General features: G+C 70.6%; 9 protein-coding genes. 3 read left to right on the top strand and 6 right to left on the bottom strand.

Annotation, left to right across the window (positions count from 1 at the left end; all coding sequences use genetic code 11):
* Nucleotides 1-13 precede the first annotated feature (13 nt).
* The 4 genes from HET64_RS14520 to kdpF are packed head-to-tail and all read right to left on the bottom strand — an operon-like array spanning nucleotide 14 to nucleotide 4,559.
* Nucleotides 14-685, bottom strand: coding sequence for a potassium-transporting ATPase subunit C (locus HET64_RS14520; RefSeq protein WP_215105556.1), 672 nt, complete (start codon nucleotides 683-685; stop codon nucleotides 14-16).
* A 6-nt stretch (nucleotides 686-691) separates the two neighbouring features.
* Nucleotides 692-2,800, bottom strand: coding sequence for a potassium-transporting ATPase subunit KdpB (gene kdpB / locus HET64_RS14525; RefSeq protein WP_215105558.1), 2,109 nt, complete (start codon nucleotides 2,798-2,800; stop codon nucleotides 692-694).
* Nucleotides 2,797-4,461 carry a potassium-transporting ATPase subunit KdpA gene (gene kdpA / locus HET64_RS14530; protein WP_215105560.1) on the bottom strand — a complete coding sequence of 555 codons (1,665 nt, stop codon included), beginning with the start codon at nucleotides 4,459-4,461 and terminating at the stop codon, nucleotides 2,797-2,799. Before kdpA ends, kdpB (HET64_RS14525) begins: the two co-directional genes overlap by 4 nt.
* Before the next feature lie 8 nt (nucleotides 4,462-4,469).
* Nucleotides 4,470-4,559 (bottom strand): K(+)-transporting ATPase subunit F, encoded by a 90-nt coding sequence (gene kdpF, locus HET64_RS38995; RefSeq protein WP_018955984.1) that lies wholly within the window; start codon nucleotides 4,557-4,559, stop codon nucleotides 4,470-4,472.
* A gap of 427 nt (nucleotides 4,560-4,986) precedes the next feature.
* On the opposite strand from kdpF, the gene HET64_RS14540 reads away from it, so the two are divergent.
* Nucleotides 4,987-6,873 (top strand): APC family permease, encoded by a 1,887-nt coding sequence (locus HET64_RS14540; protein ID WP_215105562.1) that lies wholly within the window; start codon nucleotides 4,987-4,989, stop codon nucleotides 6,871-6,873.
* Between the two features lie 241 nt (nucleotides 6,874-7,114).
* Nucleotides 7,115-9,265, top strand: coding sequence for a potassium-transporting ATPase subunit KdpB (gene kdpB / locus HET64_RS14545; RefSeq protein ID WP_215105564.1), 2,151 nt, complete (start codon nucleotides 7,115-7,117; stop codon nucleotides 9,263-9,265).
* 577 nt (nucleotides 9,266-9,842) lie between these two features.
* Here the strand turns inward: kdpB (HET64_RS14545) and HET64_RS14550 are convergent.
* A complete protein-coding gene (locus tag HET64_RS14550; RefSeq protein ID WP_215105566.1) occupies nucleotides 9,843-10,577 on the bottom strand; it encodes a TetR/AcrR family transcriptional regulator in 735 nt (244 codons plus the stop codon).
* 133 nt (nucleotides 10,578-10,710) lie between these two features.
* Here HET64_RS14550 and HET64_RS14555 point away from each other — a divergent pair, with 133 nt between their 5' ends.
* On the top strand, nucleotides 10,711-12,168 hold the full coding sequence (locus tag HET64_RS14555; RefSeq protein WP_215105568.1) for a serine hydrolase: 1,458 nt from the start codon (nucleotides 10,711-10,713) through the stop codon (nucleotides 12,166-12,168).
* A gap of 94 nt (nucleotides 12,169-12,262) precedes the next feature.
* On the opposite strand, the gene lysA is transcribed toward HET64_RS14555, so the two are convergent.
* A complete protein-coding gene (gene lysA, locus HET64_RS14560; RefSeq protein ID WP_215105569.1) occupies nucleotides 12,263-13,597 on the bottom strand; it encodes a diaminopimelate decarboxylase in 1,335 nt (444 codons plus the stop codon).
* Nucleotides 13,598-13,628: the final 31 nt, after the last annotated feature.

Genomic DNA, 13,628 nt, shown 5'->3' on the forward strand with positions numbered 1-13,628 from the left:
TGCGACGTTCGCGTCAGCCCTGCGTCAGGTCCCTGAGCGCGGTGTTCAGCTCCAGGACGTTCACCCGGGGCTCGCCCATGAAGCCGAGCAGCCGGCCGGTGGTGTGATCGGCGACGAGGTCCTCGACCTCCTTGACGTCGAGGTTGTTCTTCTCGGCGACCCGGTGCACCTGGAGTTCGGCGTACGCGGGTGAGATGTCGGGGTCCAGACCGGAGCCGGAGGAGGTGACGGCGTCGGCCGGCACGTCCGCGGGCTTCACCTGGTACGTGGGGGTGGAGTTGTCCTTGACCACGGCGGCCTTGGCGTCGGTCACCCACTGGACCAGTTCCTCGTTGTCGCCGGAGCGGTTGGTGGCCCCGGAGAGGATCAGGGAGTACTGCGTGTTGACGCTGTTGCTGCCGAGGCCGTTGGAGGGCCGCGGCTGGAACCACTTCAGGTCCGGGGCGGCCGACTCCTCGCCGTCCTTCAGCGGGAGGTCGTACCGCTGGCCGATGAGGGAGGAGCCGACGACCTGCCCGCCGCTGTCCTTGATCTCGGAGCCGTTGGCCTGGTCGTTGAACAGGGCCTGGGCGACGCCGGTGACGGCGAGCGGGTAGATCACCCCGCACACCAGGGTGAGGACGAGGAGGGCTCGCAGTCCGGCCCCGAGCACGCGCGCGGTGCTGCTGACGGAGTTGTTGGTCATGGCGGATCAGCCGATTCCGGGAATGAGGGAGAGGAGCATGTCGATGATCTTGATGCCGACGAACGGGGCGACGATGCCGCCGAGTCCGTAGACGCCCAGGTTGCGCCGCAGCATCCGGTCCGCGCTCGCGGGCCGGTAGCGCACGCCCTTGAGGGCGAGGGGCACCAGCGCGACGATGATCAGGGCGTTGAAGATGACCGCGGACAGGATCGCGGACTCGGGCGAGGTGAGCCCCATGACGTTGAGCTTGTCCAGCGACGGGTACGCCACGGCGAACATGGCGGGGATGATCGCGAAGTACTTCGCGACGTCGTTGGCGATGGAGAAGGTGGTCAAGGCTCCTCGGGTGATGAGGAGTTGTTTGCCGATCTCGACGATCTCGATGAGTTTGGTGGGGTTGGAGTCGAGGTCCACCATGTTCCCGGCCTCCTTGGCGGCCGAGGTTCCGGTGTTCATCGCGACGCCGACGTCGGCCTGGGCCAGGGCGGGTGCGTCGTTGGTGCCGTCGCCGGTCATCGCGACGAGCTTGCCGCCGGCCTGTTCCCGCTTGATGAGGGCCATCTTGTCCTCGGGCGTCGCCTCGGCCAGGAAGTCGTCGACCCCCGCCTCCTCGGCGATCGCCTTCGCGGTCAGCGGGTTGTCACCCGTGATCATGACCGTACGGATACCCATCCGGCGCAGCTCGTCGAACCGCTCCCGCATCCCCTCCTTCACCACGTCCTTCAGGTGGACGACCCCGAGGACCCGAGCGCCGTCAGCGTCTTCCACAGCCACCAGCAGCGGCGTGCCACCAGCCTGGGAAATCCGGTCCGTGAGCGCCTGCGCGTCCTCGGAGACACTGCCGTCGCGCTCCTTCACCCAGGCGATGACGGAACCGGTCGCGCCCTTGCGGACCTTCCGGCCGTCCAGGTCGACGCCGGACATCCGGGTCTGCGCGGTGAACTCCACCCACGTGGCGTCGGACAGCTCCCCCTGGTTCCGCTCCCGCAGCCCGTACTTCTCCTTGGCGAGCACGACGATCGAGCGGCCCTCCGGGGTCTCGTCGGCCAGCGAGGAGAGCTGCGCGGCGTCCGCGAGATCGCCCTCCTTCACGCCCTCGACCGCCAGGAACTCGGCCGCCTGCCGGTTGCCCAGGGTGATGGTTCCGGTCTTGTCGAGGAGCAGGGTCGACACATCGCCCGCGGCCTCGACCGCGCGCCCCGACATGGCCAGGACGTTGCGCTGCACCAGGCGGTCCATGCCCGCGATGCCGATCGCGGACAGCAGGGCCCCGATCGTGGTGGGGATCAGGCACACCAGCAGCGCGGCGAGCACGATCAGCGACGTCTGGTCGTCCGCGCCCGCGTAGATCGCGAAGGGCTTCAGGGTGACGACGGCCAGCAGGAAGACGATCGTGAGGGACGCCAGCAGGATGTTCAGGGCGATCTCGTTGGGCGTCTTCTGCCGGGAGGCGCCCTCCACCAGGTTGATCATGCGGTCGATGAAGGTCTCGCCCGGCTTCGTCGTGATCTTGATGACGACACGGTCGGACAGCACCTTCGTCCCGCCGGTGACGGCCGAGCGGTCGCCGCCGGACTCCCGGATGACCGGGGCGGACTCGCCGGTGATCGCGGACTCGTCGACGGAGGCGACGCCCTCCACGACGTCGCCGTCACCGGGGATCGTGTCGCCGGCCTCGCAGACCACCAGGTCCCCGATGCGCAGGTCCGTGCCCGCGACCCGCTCCTCGTTGGGACCGATGACCCGGCGGGCGACGGTGCCGGTCTTGGCCTTGCGCAGGGTGTCCGCCTGGGCCTTGCCCCGGCCTTCGGCGACCGCCTCGGCGAGGTTGGCGAAGACGGTGGTCAGCCAGAGCCATGCGGTGATCGCCCAGCCGAACCAGTCGGTCGGGTCGGTGAGCGCCAGCACGGTGGTGACCACCGAGCCGACCAGCACGACGAACATCACCGGCGACTTGACCATCACGCGCGGATCGAGCTTGCGCAGCGCGTCCGGGAACGACTTCAGCAGCTGCTGGGGGTCGAACAGCCCGCTGCCGACCCGGTTGGCAGCCCCGTGGCCATCGGCCGGCGGTATGTCTCCGTGCGGAGCGCGAGTGGGGGTGACGGTGCTCATGAGGCGAGCCCTTCGGCAAGCGGACCCAGCGCTAGGGCCGGGAAGTAGGTGAGGCCGGTGATGATGAGGATCGTGCCGACGAGCAGCCCCGAGTAGAGGGGCTTGTCGGTGCGCAGCGTGCCCGCGGTCTCCGGCACCGGTTTCTGCTCGGCGAGCGAGCCGGCCAGGGCCAGGACGAACACCATCGGCAGGAACCGGCCGAGCAGCATCGCGATGCCGATGGTCGTGTTGAACCACTGGGTGTCGGCGTTGAGCCCGGCGAAGGCGGAGCCGTTGTTGTTGGCGCCGGAGGTGTAGGCGTAGAGGATCTCGGAGAAGCCGTGCGCGCCCGAGTTGGTCATCGAGTCGGCGGGGGTCGGCAGGGCCATGGCGACGGCGGTGAAGCCGAGCACGAGGGCCGGGGTGACGAGGATGTAGCAGGCCGCGAGCTTGATCTGGCGGGTGCCGATCTTCTTGCCGAGGTACTCCGGGGTGCGTCCGACCATCAGCCCGGCGATGAACACCGCGATGATCGCCATGATCAGCATGCCGTAGAGGCCGGAGCCGACACCGCCGGGAGCGATCTCGCCGAGTTGCATGCCGAGCATGGTGATGCCGCCGCCGAAGCCGGTGTACGAGGAGTGGAAGGAGTTCACCGCGCCGGTCGAGGTCAGCGTCGTGGCGACGGCGAAGATCGACGAGCCGGCGATCCCGAAGCGGGTCTCCTTGCCCTCCATGGCCCCGCCGGCGATCTCGAACGCGGGCCCGCGGTGGGCGAACTCGGTCCACATCATCAGCGCCGTGAATCCGATCCAGATGACGGCCATCGCGCCGAGGATCGCGTACCCCTGCTTCAGTGATCCGACCATCCGGCCGAAGGTCCGCGTCAACGCGAACGGGATCAGCAGGATGAGGAAGATCTCGAACAGGTTGGACAGGGGGTTGGGGTTCTCGAAGGGGTGGGCGGAGTTGGCGTTGAAGTAGCCGCCGCCGTTGGTGCCCAGCTCCTTGATGGCCTCCTGGGAGGCGACCGCGCCGCCGTTCCACTCCTGCGTACCGCCCATGAACTGTCCGACCTGGTGGATGCCGGAGAAGTTCTGGATCGCCCCGGCGGCGACGAGGACGATCGCGCCGATCACCGAGATCGGGACCAGGATGCGGACGGTCCCGCGCACCAGGTCGGCCCAGAAGTTGCCGAGTTCGCCCGTACGCGACCGGGCGAAGCCCCGTACGAGTGCCACCGCCACGGCCATGCCGACGGCCGCGGACAGGAAGTTCTGCACCGCGAGACCGCCGGTCTGCACGACGTGGCCCATGGCCTGTTCGCCGTAGTACGACTGCCAGTTGGTGTTGGCGACGAAGGACGCGGCGGTGTTGAACGCCTGGTCCGGGTCGATCGAGGAGAAGCCCAGCGAACCGGGCAGCGAGCCCTGCACCCTTTGCATCAGATACAGGAAGAGAACGCTCACCGCCGAGAAGGCGAGCACTCCCCGCAGATAGGCGGGCCAGCGCATCTCGGCGGCCGGATTGGCGCCGATGGCCTTGTATATCCACTTCTCCGGCCGGTAGTTCTTCTCGGAGGAGTAGACCCTGGCCATGTAATCGCCCAGCGGACGGTACGCGAGGGCGAGGGCGGCGATCAGGGCTATGAGCTGGAGCAGACCAGCGACCTGGGGACTCATTTCCGTACTCAGAACCTCTCCGGGTAAAGGAGAGCGAGGATGAGATATCCGAGCAGGGACACGGCCACGACGAGGCCGACGACATTTTCGACGGTCACAGCTTGGTCACCCCCCGGGCGATGAGAGCCACCAGCGCGAATACCGCGATCGTGGTGGCGACGAAGGCCAGGTCGGCCATCGCGAGCTCCTGATTGACGTGAGGAATGGAATCAGCCGTTTGGCCAATAAGAGCAAACCTCGCCCTCGCCCCGGTGATAAGCCACCTTGACGGACTCCATACGAATACCGGGGAACCCTTGACGCCAATCTGACGCGGCCGACCGGCCCACACGCACGCCGTCGTAACACCCCCCTGCCACGGCTCGTGCGCGGGGCGCGCGGGCCCGCCCGTATGGGGTGTGTGAAGAGCGTCGGGGCGGGCGTACAGATCGCGCCAAGGCCGTCGGCAGGGCCCCGGCCAGGCCCGACGCTGGCCTCACCACTCCGCTCGACTCCCCGTCCCCGCATCCCGTGGAAGGCACTTCCATGTCCCTGCACCCCCGTGAACCCGCCACGACCGACCGGCCCGCGCCCAGCACGAGGAAGCCGCCCGATACCGGCCCCGGGGCGGCGGGGGAACGCCACCGGCTGACCGCACCGCAGGGACTGGCGGCCCTGTCGCTGGACGCCATGGCGTCGGTCGCCTACGGCCCCGAGTCGATCGTGCTCGTGCTGGCCGCGGCCGGTGCGTACGGGCTGGGCTTCACCCTTCCCGTCACCCTCGCGATCGCGGTCCTGCTCGCCGTGCTCGTCGCCTCCTACCGGCAGGTGATCGCCGCCTTCCCGGACGGCGGCGGCTCCTACGCGGTCGCCAAGCGGCACCTGGGCCACCGCGCCGGACTGGTGGCGGCCGCCTCACTGATCCTCGACTACGTCCTGAACGTGGCGGTCTCCGTCACGGCCGGCGTGGCGGCCCTGACGTCGGCCTTCCCCCAGCTGTACGGGGAGCGGGTCTGGATCTGCCTCGGCGTGCTGGCCCTGGTCACCGCGGTGAACCTGTTCGGGGTGGTGAACTCCGCGAGGGCGTTCCTCGTGCCCACCGCCGTCTTCGTCGGCTCGATCCTGGTGATGATCACGGTCGGCCTCTTCCGCGACGGCCCGGCGAGCACCGCGTCCGCCGCCGGGCATGCCCCGGCGCTCGGCGAGGGCGCCACCGCGGTCGGCGCGCTGCTGCTGCTCAAGGCCTTCGCGGCCGGCTGCTCGGCCCTGACGGGCGTCGAGGCGGTGGCCAACGCGGTGCCGTCCTTCCGGGCCCCGGCAGCACGCCGTGCACAGCACACGGAGGTCGCGCTCGGCGCTCTGCTCGGGGTGATGCTGATCGGGCTCTCCCTGCTGATCGGCCGCTTCCACCTCCAGCCGGTCGAGGGCGTCACGGTGCTGTCCCAGCTCGCGGACGCCTCGTTCGGGCACAACGCGGCCTTCTACGTGATCCAGTTCGCCACCATGGTGCTGCTGGCGCTGGCCGCGAACACGTCGTTCGGAGGTCTGCCGGTGCTCATGAGCCTGCTGGCCCGCGACAACCACCTGCCGCACCTCTTCGCCCTGAAGGGCGACCGGCAGGTGCACCGGCACGGTGTGCTGTGGCTCGCCGCCGTCTCCGGCGTCCTGCTGGTCGTCTCCGGGGGCGATACGAACACGCTCGTTCCGCTCTTCGCCATCGGCGTCTTCGTCGGCTTCACCCTCTGCCAGGCCGGCATGGTGCTCCACTGGAACGAACTGCGCCCCGGCGGCTGGCGGACCAAGGCCCTCCTCAACGCACTCGGCGCACTGCTCACCGGCGTCTCCGCCGTCGTGGTCACCGCCACCAAGTTCACCGAGGGAGCCTGGCTCGTCGTCCTCGCCCTGCCCCTGCTCGTCCTCGCCTTCGGCAGGATCCACCGCGCCTACGACCGCATCGGCGCCTGCCTCGAACTCGGCCGCATACCCCAGCCACCGCACCGGTCGCCGTCGCTGGTCGTGGTCCCCGTCTCCGGCCTGTCGCGACTCACCTCCCAGGCGCTGACGGCCGCCCGGTCCCTGGGCGACATCGTCCTCGCCGTCACCGTCACCCACCCCGGACCCGAGGACCGCCAGGCCTTGGAGGCCCTGCGGCGGGACTGGGAGCTGTGGAAGCCCGGCGTCGAGCTCGTCGAGATCCACTCGGAGCGCCGTGAGCTGGGCCGCCCGCTCTCCCGGTACGTGACCGAACTGGCCGGTACCCATCCGGCTTTCCACATCACGGTGGTCATCCCCGAAGCGGATCCGGCGCACGTCTGGCAGCGGCTGCTGCAGAACCAGCGCGGCTCGGTCGTCGCCCACGCGATACGCAGGGACACCGACGCGGTGATCTGCCGGCTGCGTTTCCGGATCACCGCCGGATCCGCGTCATCCTGACGGATTCCTTGCGGCACTCCGACGGAATACGCCGCACACCGTCAGAGGAGCGCCAATTCCTCTTTCCGGTAGGGCAGCCGCGAAGGCCCAGGCGATACGTTCTCCTCGGCCGCCGGCGGCCCGCATCGCGGAATTCACGCACGAGGGGGGCGATGCACGGGACCCGGCGGCACCCTCTTCTCGCGCCCGCCACCGCATCAGGTGGCGGACGCCCCACTGATCTCCTCCAGAAGGCGTCCTCATGTCCCGCGCCGCACTGCACCGAACTCCTCCGGAAAACCGGGAATCCCCACCGACCTCGCCCGTCCCGCCGCCCCGAAAGCGCCCCGGGCCGGTGAATATGCTGGAGCCCGGCCAGCTCGCCGTCTGCCTGCGGGATTCCTTGCGCAAGCTCGCCCCCCGCGAACTGGTCCAAAAACCCGTGCTGTTGGTCGTCGCCGTCGGATCGGCGCTGACCACTCTGTCCGCGATCGCCCACCCTTCCGTGTTCGCCTGGTTCATCAGCTGCTGGCTCTGGCTCACGGTCCTGTTCGCCAACCTGGCCGAGGCGGTCGCCGAAGGCCGCGGCCGCGCCCAGGCGGCGTCGTTGCGCAGGACCCGTTCGGATACGGTCGCCCTGCGGCTGGAACACTGGGCGTACGGGACGAATCCGCGGCACGCCAGGACCGAGGCCGTCACCCCCGCGGAACTCCAGCCCTTCGACTTCGTCCTGGTCCGGGCGGGCGGGACCGTCCCCGCCGACGGCGACGTGGTGGACGGGGCGGCCATGGTCGACGAGTCGGCCGTCACCGGCGAATCGGCCCCGGTACTGCGGGAGTCGGGCGGCGACCGGTCCGGCGTCACCGGCGGTACGACGCTACTGTCCGACGCGATCGTGGTCCGCGTCACCGCCCGCCCGGGCGACAGTTTCATCGACCGGATGATCGCCCTCGTCGAGGGCGCCTCCCGGCAGAAGACCCCCAACGAGATCGCGCTGAACATCCTGCTCGCCGCCCTGACGGCCGTGTTCGTCCTCGTGGTGATCACGCTGCAGCCCATGGCCGGCTACGCGGGAGCGGCCCAGTCCACCACCGTTCTCGTGGCTCTGCTCGTCACCCTCATCCCCACCACGATCGGGGCCCTGCTGTCCGCGATCGGCATCGCGGGCATGGACCGCCTGGTGCAGCGCAACGTCCTGGTCATGAGCGGGCGGGCGGTAGAGGCAGCGGGAGACATCAGCACCCTGCTCCTCGACAAGACCGGAACGATCACCCACGGGAACCGGGAGGCCGTGGCCTTCACGCCGCTGCCGGGTGTCGACCACACGAAGCTCGCGGACGCGGCCCAGCTGTCCTCGCTCGCCGACACGACCCCCGAAGGCCGGTCCGTGGTCGCGCTGGCCGCCCGCTACGGACTCGCCGCCCCCCGGGAGGACGAGCTGAGCAACCCCAGGTTCGTCGCGTTCAGCGCGCGCACCAGGATGAGCGGGGTGAACCTCACGTGGGCCAACGGGGCCGGCTGCGCACTGCGCAAGGGCGCGGCGGCGCAGGTGGCCGAATGGGTCAGGCTGCGGGGTGGCAGCGTGCCGCCCGAGGCCGCGCAGTGGTCCGCCGCCGTCTCCGCGTCCGGCGGCACTCCGCTGCTGGTGGCGGTCCACGACTGGGACGGACCGCGTGCGCTGGGCATCGTCCACCTGAAGGACGTGGTGAAGGAGGGGGTCCGGGAGCGGTTCGACGAGCTGCGCCGGATGGGTATCCGTACGGTCATGATCACGGGTGACAACCCGCTGACCGCGAAGGCGATCGCCGAGGAGGCGGGGGTCGACGACTTCCTGGCCGAGGCGACGCCCGAGGACAAGATGGCCCTCATCAAGCGGGAACAGGCCGGCGGCAAGCTCGTCGCGATGACCGGCGACGGCACCAACGACGCACCCGCCCTGGCCCAGGCCGACGTCGGCGTCGCGATGAACACCGGAACCTCGGCCGCCAAGGAGGCCGGGAACATGGTGGACCTCGACTCCAACCCCACCAAACTCATCGAGATCGTCGAGATCGGCAAACAACTCCTCATCACCCGAGGAGCCTTGACCACCTTCTCCATCACGAACGACGTCGCGAAGTACTTCGCGATCATCCCCGCCATGTTCGCCGCCGCCTATCCGGACCTGGACGCGCTGAACATCATGGGCCTGCACAGCCCGCAGTCGGCCATCACATCGGCGATCGTCTTCAACGCCCTGATCATCGTCGCCCTCATCCCCCTCGCCCTGCGCGGAGTGCGGTACCGGCCCGCCTCCGCGGAGGACCTGCTCCGCCGCAACCTCGCGGTCTACGGACTCGGCGGTCTGGTCCTGCCGTTCGTCGGCATCAAGGTGATCGACCTCGTCGTCTCGACCCTGCCGGGCTTCGGATGACTTCCGTCAGAGGACCGTCAGAACCGCGTAGGGGCCCTTGAGACGGTGGCAGGCGCACCGTTGACTGGTGATGGGGCGACGGACGGCGGCCACTGCGCCGCGGTCCGGACGAACCTCCCCGCCGGCGCGACTTCCCCGTCTCCGCGCGCCGGTCGTTTCGGGCCCTGCTGCCGGCCGTGCCTGCCCCGGCCGGCAGCAGGCACCACGTGACCACGGCCCCCCAAGGCCGGCCGGCGCTGCCTCCCGAGCCGCTGGTTCCCCGCGGGGGCGGCCTCCTTCCCGGCCGCCCCCGCCCTTCCTCCGCCGCCCGGCCGCGACCGGCGGGACAGCCCTCATGAGCCCGGGGAGTCCGCCGGCGCCCTCAGCAGCCGGCCGGGCTCGTGACCGGCGTCGCCGACCCGGCGCTGCGGCAGCTCTTCCTCTCCTACGACCGGGCGTACGACCTCGCGGCCGAGAACCCCCGCGTCGACGGCCTCACCCGCCGCATCGTCACGGCGACCCGGGAACGCGAGGCACGGCCCGAGGCCGGGTACGTGTGCCGACGGGGCCACGTACCGGGTGGCTTCGGGCCGGCGGACTACCGCCCTCGGGCGTCGAGCCGGGACGACAGGCCGTCGAGGACCCGTTCCAGCCCGTACGCGAAGTCGTCGTCGCGGATCCGCCGCGGATGCACGTCCTGCCGGGCGGAGCTCCCTTCACGCAGCCGTGGGTGCTCCCGCGAGGCCTCGTCGAAGGCCGGGCGCAGTCCCGCCACCCACTCCTGCTCGGTCCTGCCGCTGCGAGCGATCAGTGAGAGGTACGCGGCCTCGGAGGTCGCGATCCCGACGACATAGGCCATGAGCGTCCCCAGAGCCCGGTCCGTCTCGTCCGCCGGGAACCCCGCGGTCTCGAACTGCGCGACCAGCCCCGACGACATCCGCATGGCGTTCGGGCCGACGTGGACGAGGCCGACCTGGCCCAGTTCGGGGGCGATCCAGGGGTGGCGCAGGGTCATCGCGCGCAGATCGGTGGCGGTGCGGACGACCGCCGCGCGCCACTGGCCGCGTTCGGCGGCGGCCCGCACCCGAATCTCTCCGTAGACGTGGTCCACGACGAGCTCGATCAGCTCGTCCTTGTTGGCCACGTGCCGGTAGAGAGAGGTGGCCGCGGCGTCCAGGCGGGTGCCGAGCTTGCGCATGGTGAGCGCCTCGACGCCTTCCGCGTCGAGCAGTTCGATCGCCGCGGCGACGATCTGCTCACGGGTCAGCTGCTCCCGCGGGCGGGAGCGCGGACGGCTCCACACCGATCCGGCCGGCTTCCTGTCGATTGGCATACGTCCTCGTCTCCCCTTTGCCCCGCTTCCGCCCCGGACTGTAGCGCACGGCGTACGCGTCTTGCGTACACCGATCCGCGTTGCGTACAGTGTTCGCATCAAGGAACGCCGTACGCGTCAAGTGGGGGAAGACATGCGAAAGAACGCCGTGAAACGGGACGAGCAGGGCGGACGGAACGCGGACGGCGAGGGGCGGAGCCGGAGTGCGGGGGGCCGGAAGCCGGACCTCGCCCACTGGCAGACCCGCCTCGACGCCTTGCGCGCCGAGCACCACGTCCCGGCCGCGTCGCTGGCGATCCTCGTCGACGGGACCGTCCATGAGGTGGCCGGCGGCGTGCTGCACCGGGGCACGGGCGTGGAGGCGACGACCGACTCCGTCTTCCAGCTGGGCTCGATCGCCAAGATCTACACGGCAACCCTGATCATGCGGCTCGCCGCATCGGGCGAACTGGACCTGGACGCACCGGTCGTCGACCTGTTGCCGGAGTTCTCCGTCGCCGACCCCGACGCGACCGGGTCGATCACCACTCGCCTGCTGCTCAGCCACACGAGCGGTCTCACCTGCGATTTCACCTACGACAGCGGGCGGGGGGACGACTGCCTCGCCAGGTACGTCGAGGCCGCGCGGAACGTGGCGCTCGACTGCCCGCCGGGCACCGGGCTCTCCTACAGCAGCGTCGGGTACAACGTCCTCGGCCGGATCATCGAGGTGGTGACCGGAAAGGTGTGGGACGAGGCCCTGAAGGACCTGCTGCTGACCCCGCTCGGTCTCACGCACACCATGACGCTGCCCGAGGAGGCGCTGCGGTTCCGTGCGGCGATGGGACACCTGGGCGAGGCGGGACAGGATCCGGACCCGGCGCCCGCCTGGGACCTGATGCCCCGCTCGGCGGGCCCGTACGGCCGGGTCATCGCCACGGCCGGAGACGTCGCGCGGCTCGCACTGATGCACCTCGACGGTGGCGTGGCACAGGACGGCACACGCGTGCTGCCCGAGGAGGCCGTCGCGTCGATGCAGCGGCACGTGGTCGACTCCCCCGACAAGTGGACGGTCAGCGCCGACGGCTGGGGGCTCGGGTGGACCCTGTACGACTGGGACGGCGTCCGGGGGTTCGGCCACGACGGCGCCTCCATCGGGCAGTACGGCTACCTGCGCGTCGTGCCCTCGGCGGGCGTCGCGATCGTGCTGCTCACCAACGGCGGCGGGGCGCGCGAGCTGTACGCGGCGCTCTACCGCGAACTGCTGGCCGAGCTGGCGGGGGTGACGATGCCGGAGCCCTTCGGCCCGCCCGCCGAGCCGCCCGTGGTCGACCTGGCGCCTCTCGTCGGCACGTACCGACGCGAAGGCGTGGTCATCACCGTGACCGAACGGGACGGCGCCGGGCACGCGGTGTACGAGTTCGTCGACGGCATGAAGGACTTCTCCGAACCCTTGGAGATCGACTTGGTGCCGGTGTCCGGGAGGGTCTTCGCCGGCACGGGAGTCGGCGCGGCGTTCAGCGAGGACTACATGCCCGTGGTCTTCTCCGGGCTGGAGGACGGCACGGGCTGCGTCTACATCGGTATGCGCTGCGGACCGAAGATCGCGTGACACCGCCCGCCCCGCCGCACGGAGAAGGCCCCTGGGGTCTTTCGTTTGGATCGTGCCGGGCCCCGCGAGCCCGGCATGATCCAAACGAGAGGCCCTAGGCGCCGATGTCGCGCCGCCGGAGGTCCTCCTGTGTCTCGCGCCGGATCAGCAGGCGCGCCGTCCCTTCGCGCACCGCGACGACCGGCGGCCGGCCGACGAGGTTGTAGGCGGAGGCCATGGAGACCTGGTAGGCGCCCGCCACGGGTACCGCGAGCAGGTCGCCGGAGCGGATGTCGCCGGGCAGGAGGACGTCGTTCGCGAGGACGTCGCCTGCCTCGCAGTGCCGGCCCACCACCGTGGCCGCGACCGGTCCGGCGGTGGCGGCGCGGCCGATCAGGCGCGGCGCGTAGCGGGCCCCGTACAGGGCGGGCCGGGGGTTGTCGCTCATGCCCCCGTCGACGGCCACGAACATGTTCGGGCCGGTGTGCTTGACGGAGAGGACGCGGTACAGCGCCACTCCGGCCGGGGCCGCGATCGCCCGCCCGGGTTCGATGGCCAGCCTCGGCACGGGCAGGCCGGCCGCCGCACAGCTCGTGACGAGTTCCGCGCCCAGGCGGCGCGCGAGGGCGGTCAGGTCGAGGGCGGACTCCCCCGGCCGGTAGGCGACCCCGTGCCCGCCTCCCATGTCGAGTTCGGGGAAGGTGACGCCGTGGCTGTCCTTGATCCGGGCCATCAGTCCGACCATGCGCCGCACGGCCACCAGATACGGCTTGACGTCGGTGATCTGCGAGCCTATGTGGCAGTGCAGGCCGGTCAGTTCGAGCTGCGGCTGGCCGAGTACACGGGCGATGGCGTGCTGGGCGGACCCATCGGTGAGGGACAGGCCGAACTTCTGGCCGTCGGTACCGGTACGGATCTTCTCGTGGCCGCCCGCCGACACGCCGGGCACCACCCGCACCATCACCTTCTGCCGCCCCGCGGGGCCGGTCAGCGCGGCGATCCGGGCGATCTCGGATGGGCTGTCGACGACGATCCGCCCGACCCCGAGCCGTAGCGCGGTCTCGATGTCGCGCGGAGTCTTCGCGTTGCCGTGCAGCACCATCCGCTCCGCCGGGAACCCGGCGGCGTGGGCGAGTTCGAGTTCGCCGACGGAGCAGACGTCCAGCCCCAGGCCCTCCTCGTCGATCCACCGCGCCATCGCCCGGGACAGGAACGCCTTGGCCGCGTACAGCACCTGGGCTTCGGGGAAGGCGGCCCGGTAGGTCCGGCAGCGTGAGCGCACCTCGTCCTCGTCCAGGACGTACGCGGGAGTGCCGAAGCGGTCGGCGAGGCCGGCGAGCGAGACCCCTCCGACGCTCAGGTCGCCCTGCGGGAGCCGGGCGGTGGAGGCGGGCCAGACGGACAGGTCGTCCAGTCCTGCCGGGGGCTCGGTGAGAACGGGAGCGGACATGGCGGCGTCTCCTCGGGAGGGGTGGGACGGG

The sequence above is a fragment of the Streptomyces sp. McG3 genome (assembly GCF_018619185.1).
Classification (GTDB): Bacteria; Actinomycetota; Actinomycetes; order Streptomycetales; family Streptomycetaceae; genus Streptomyces.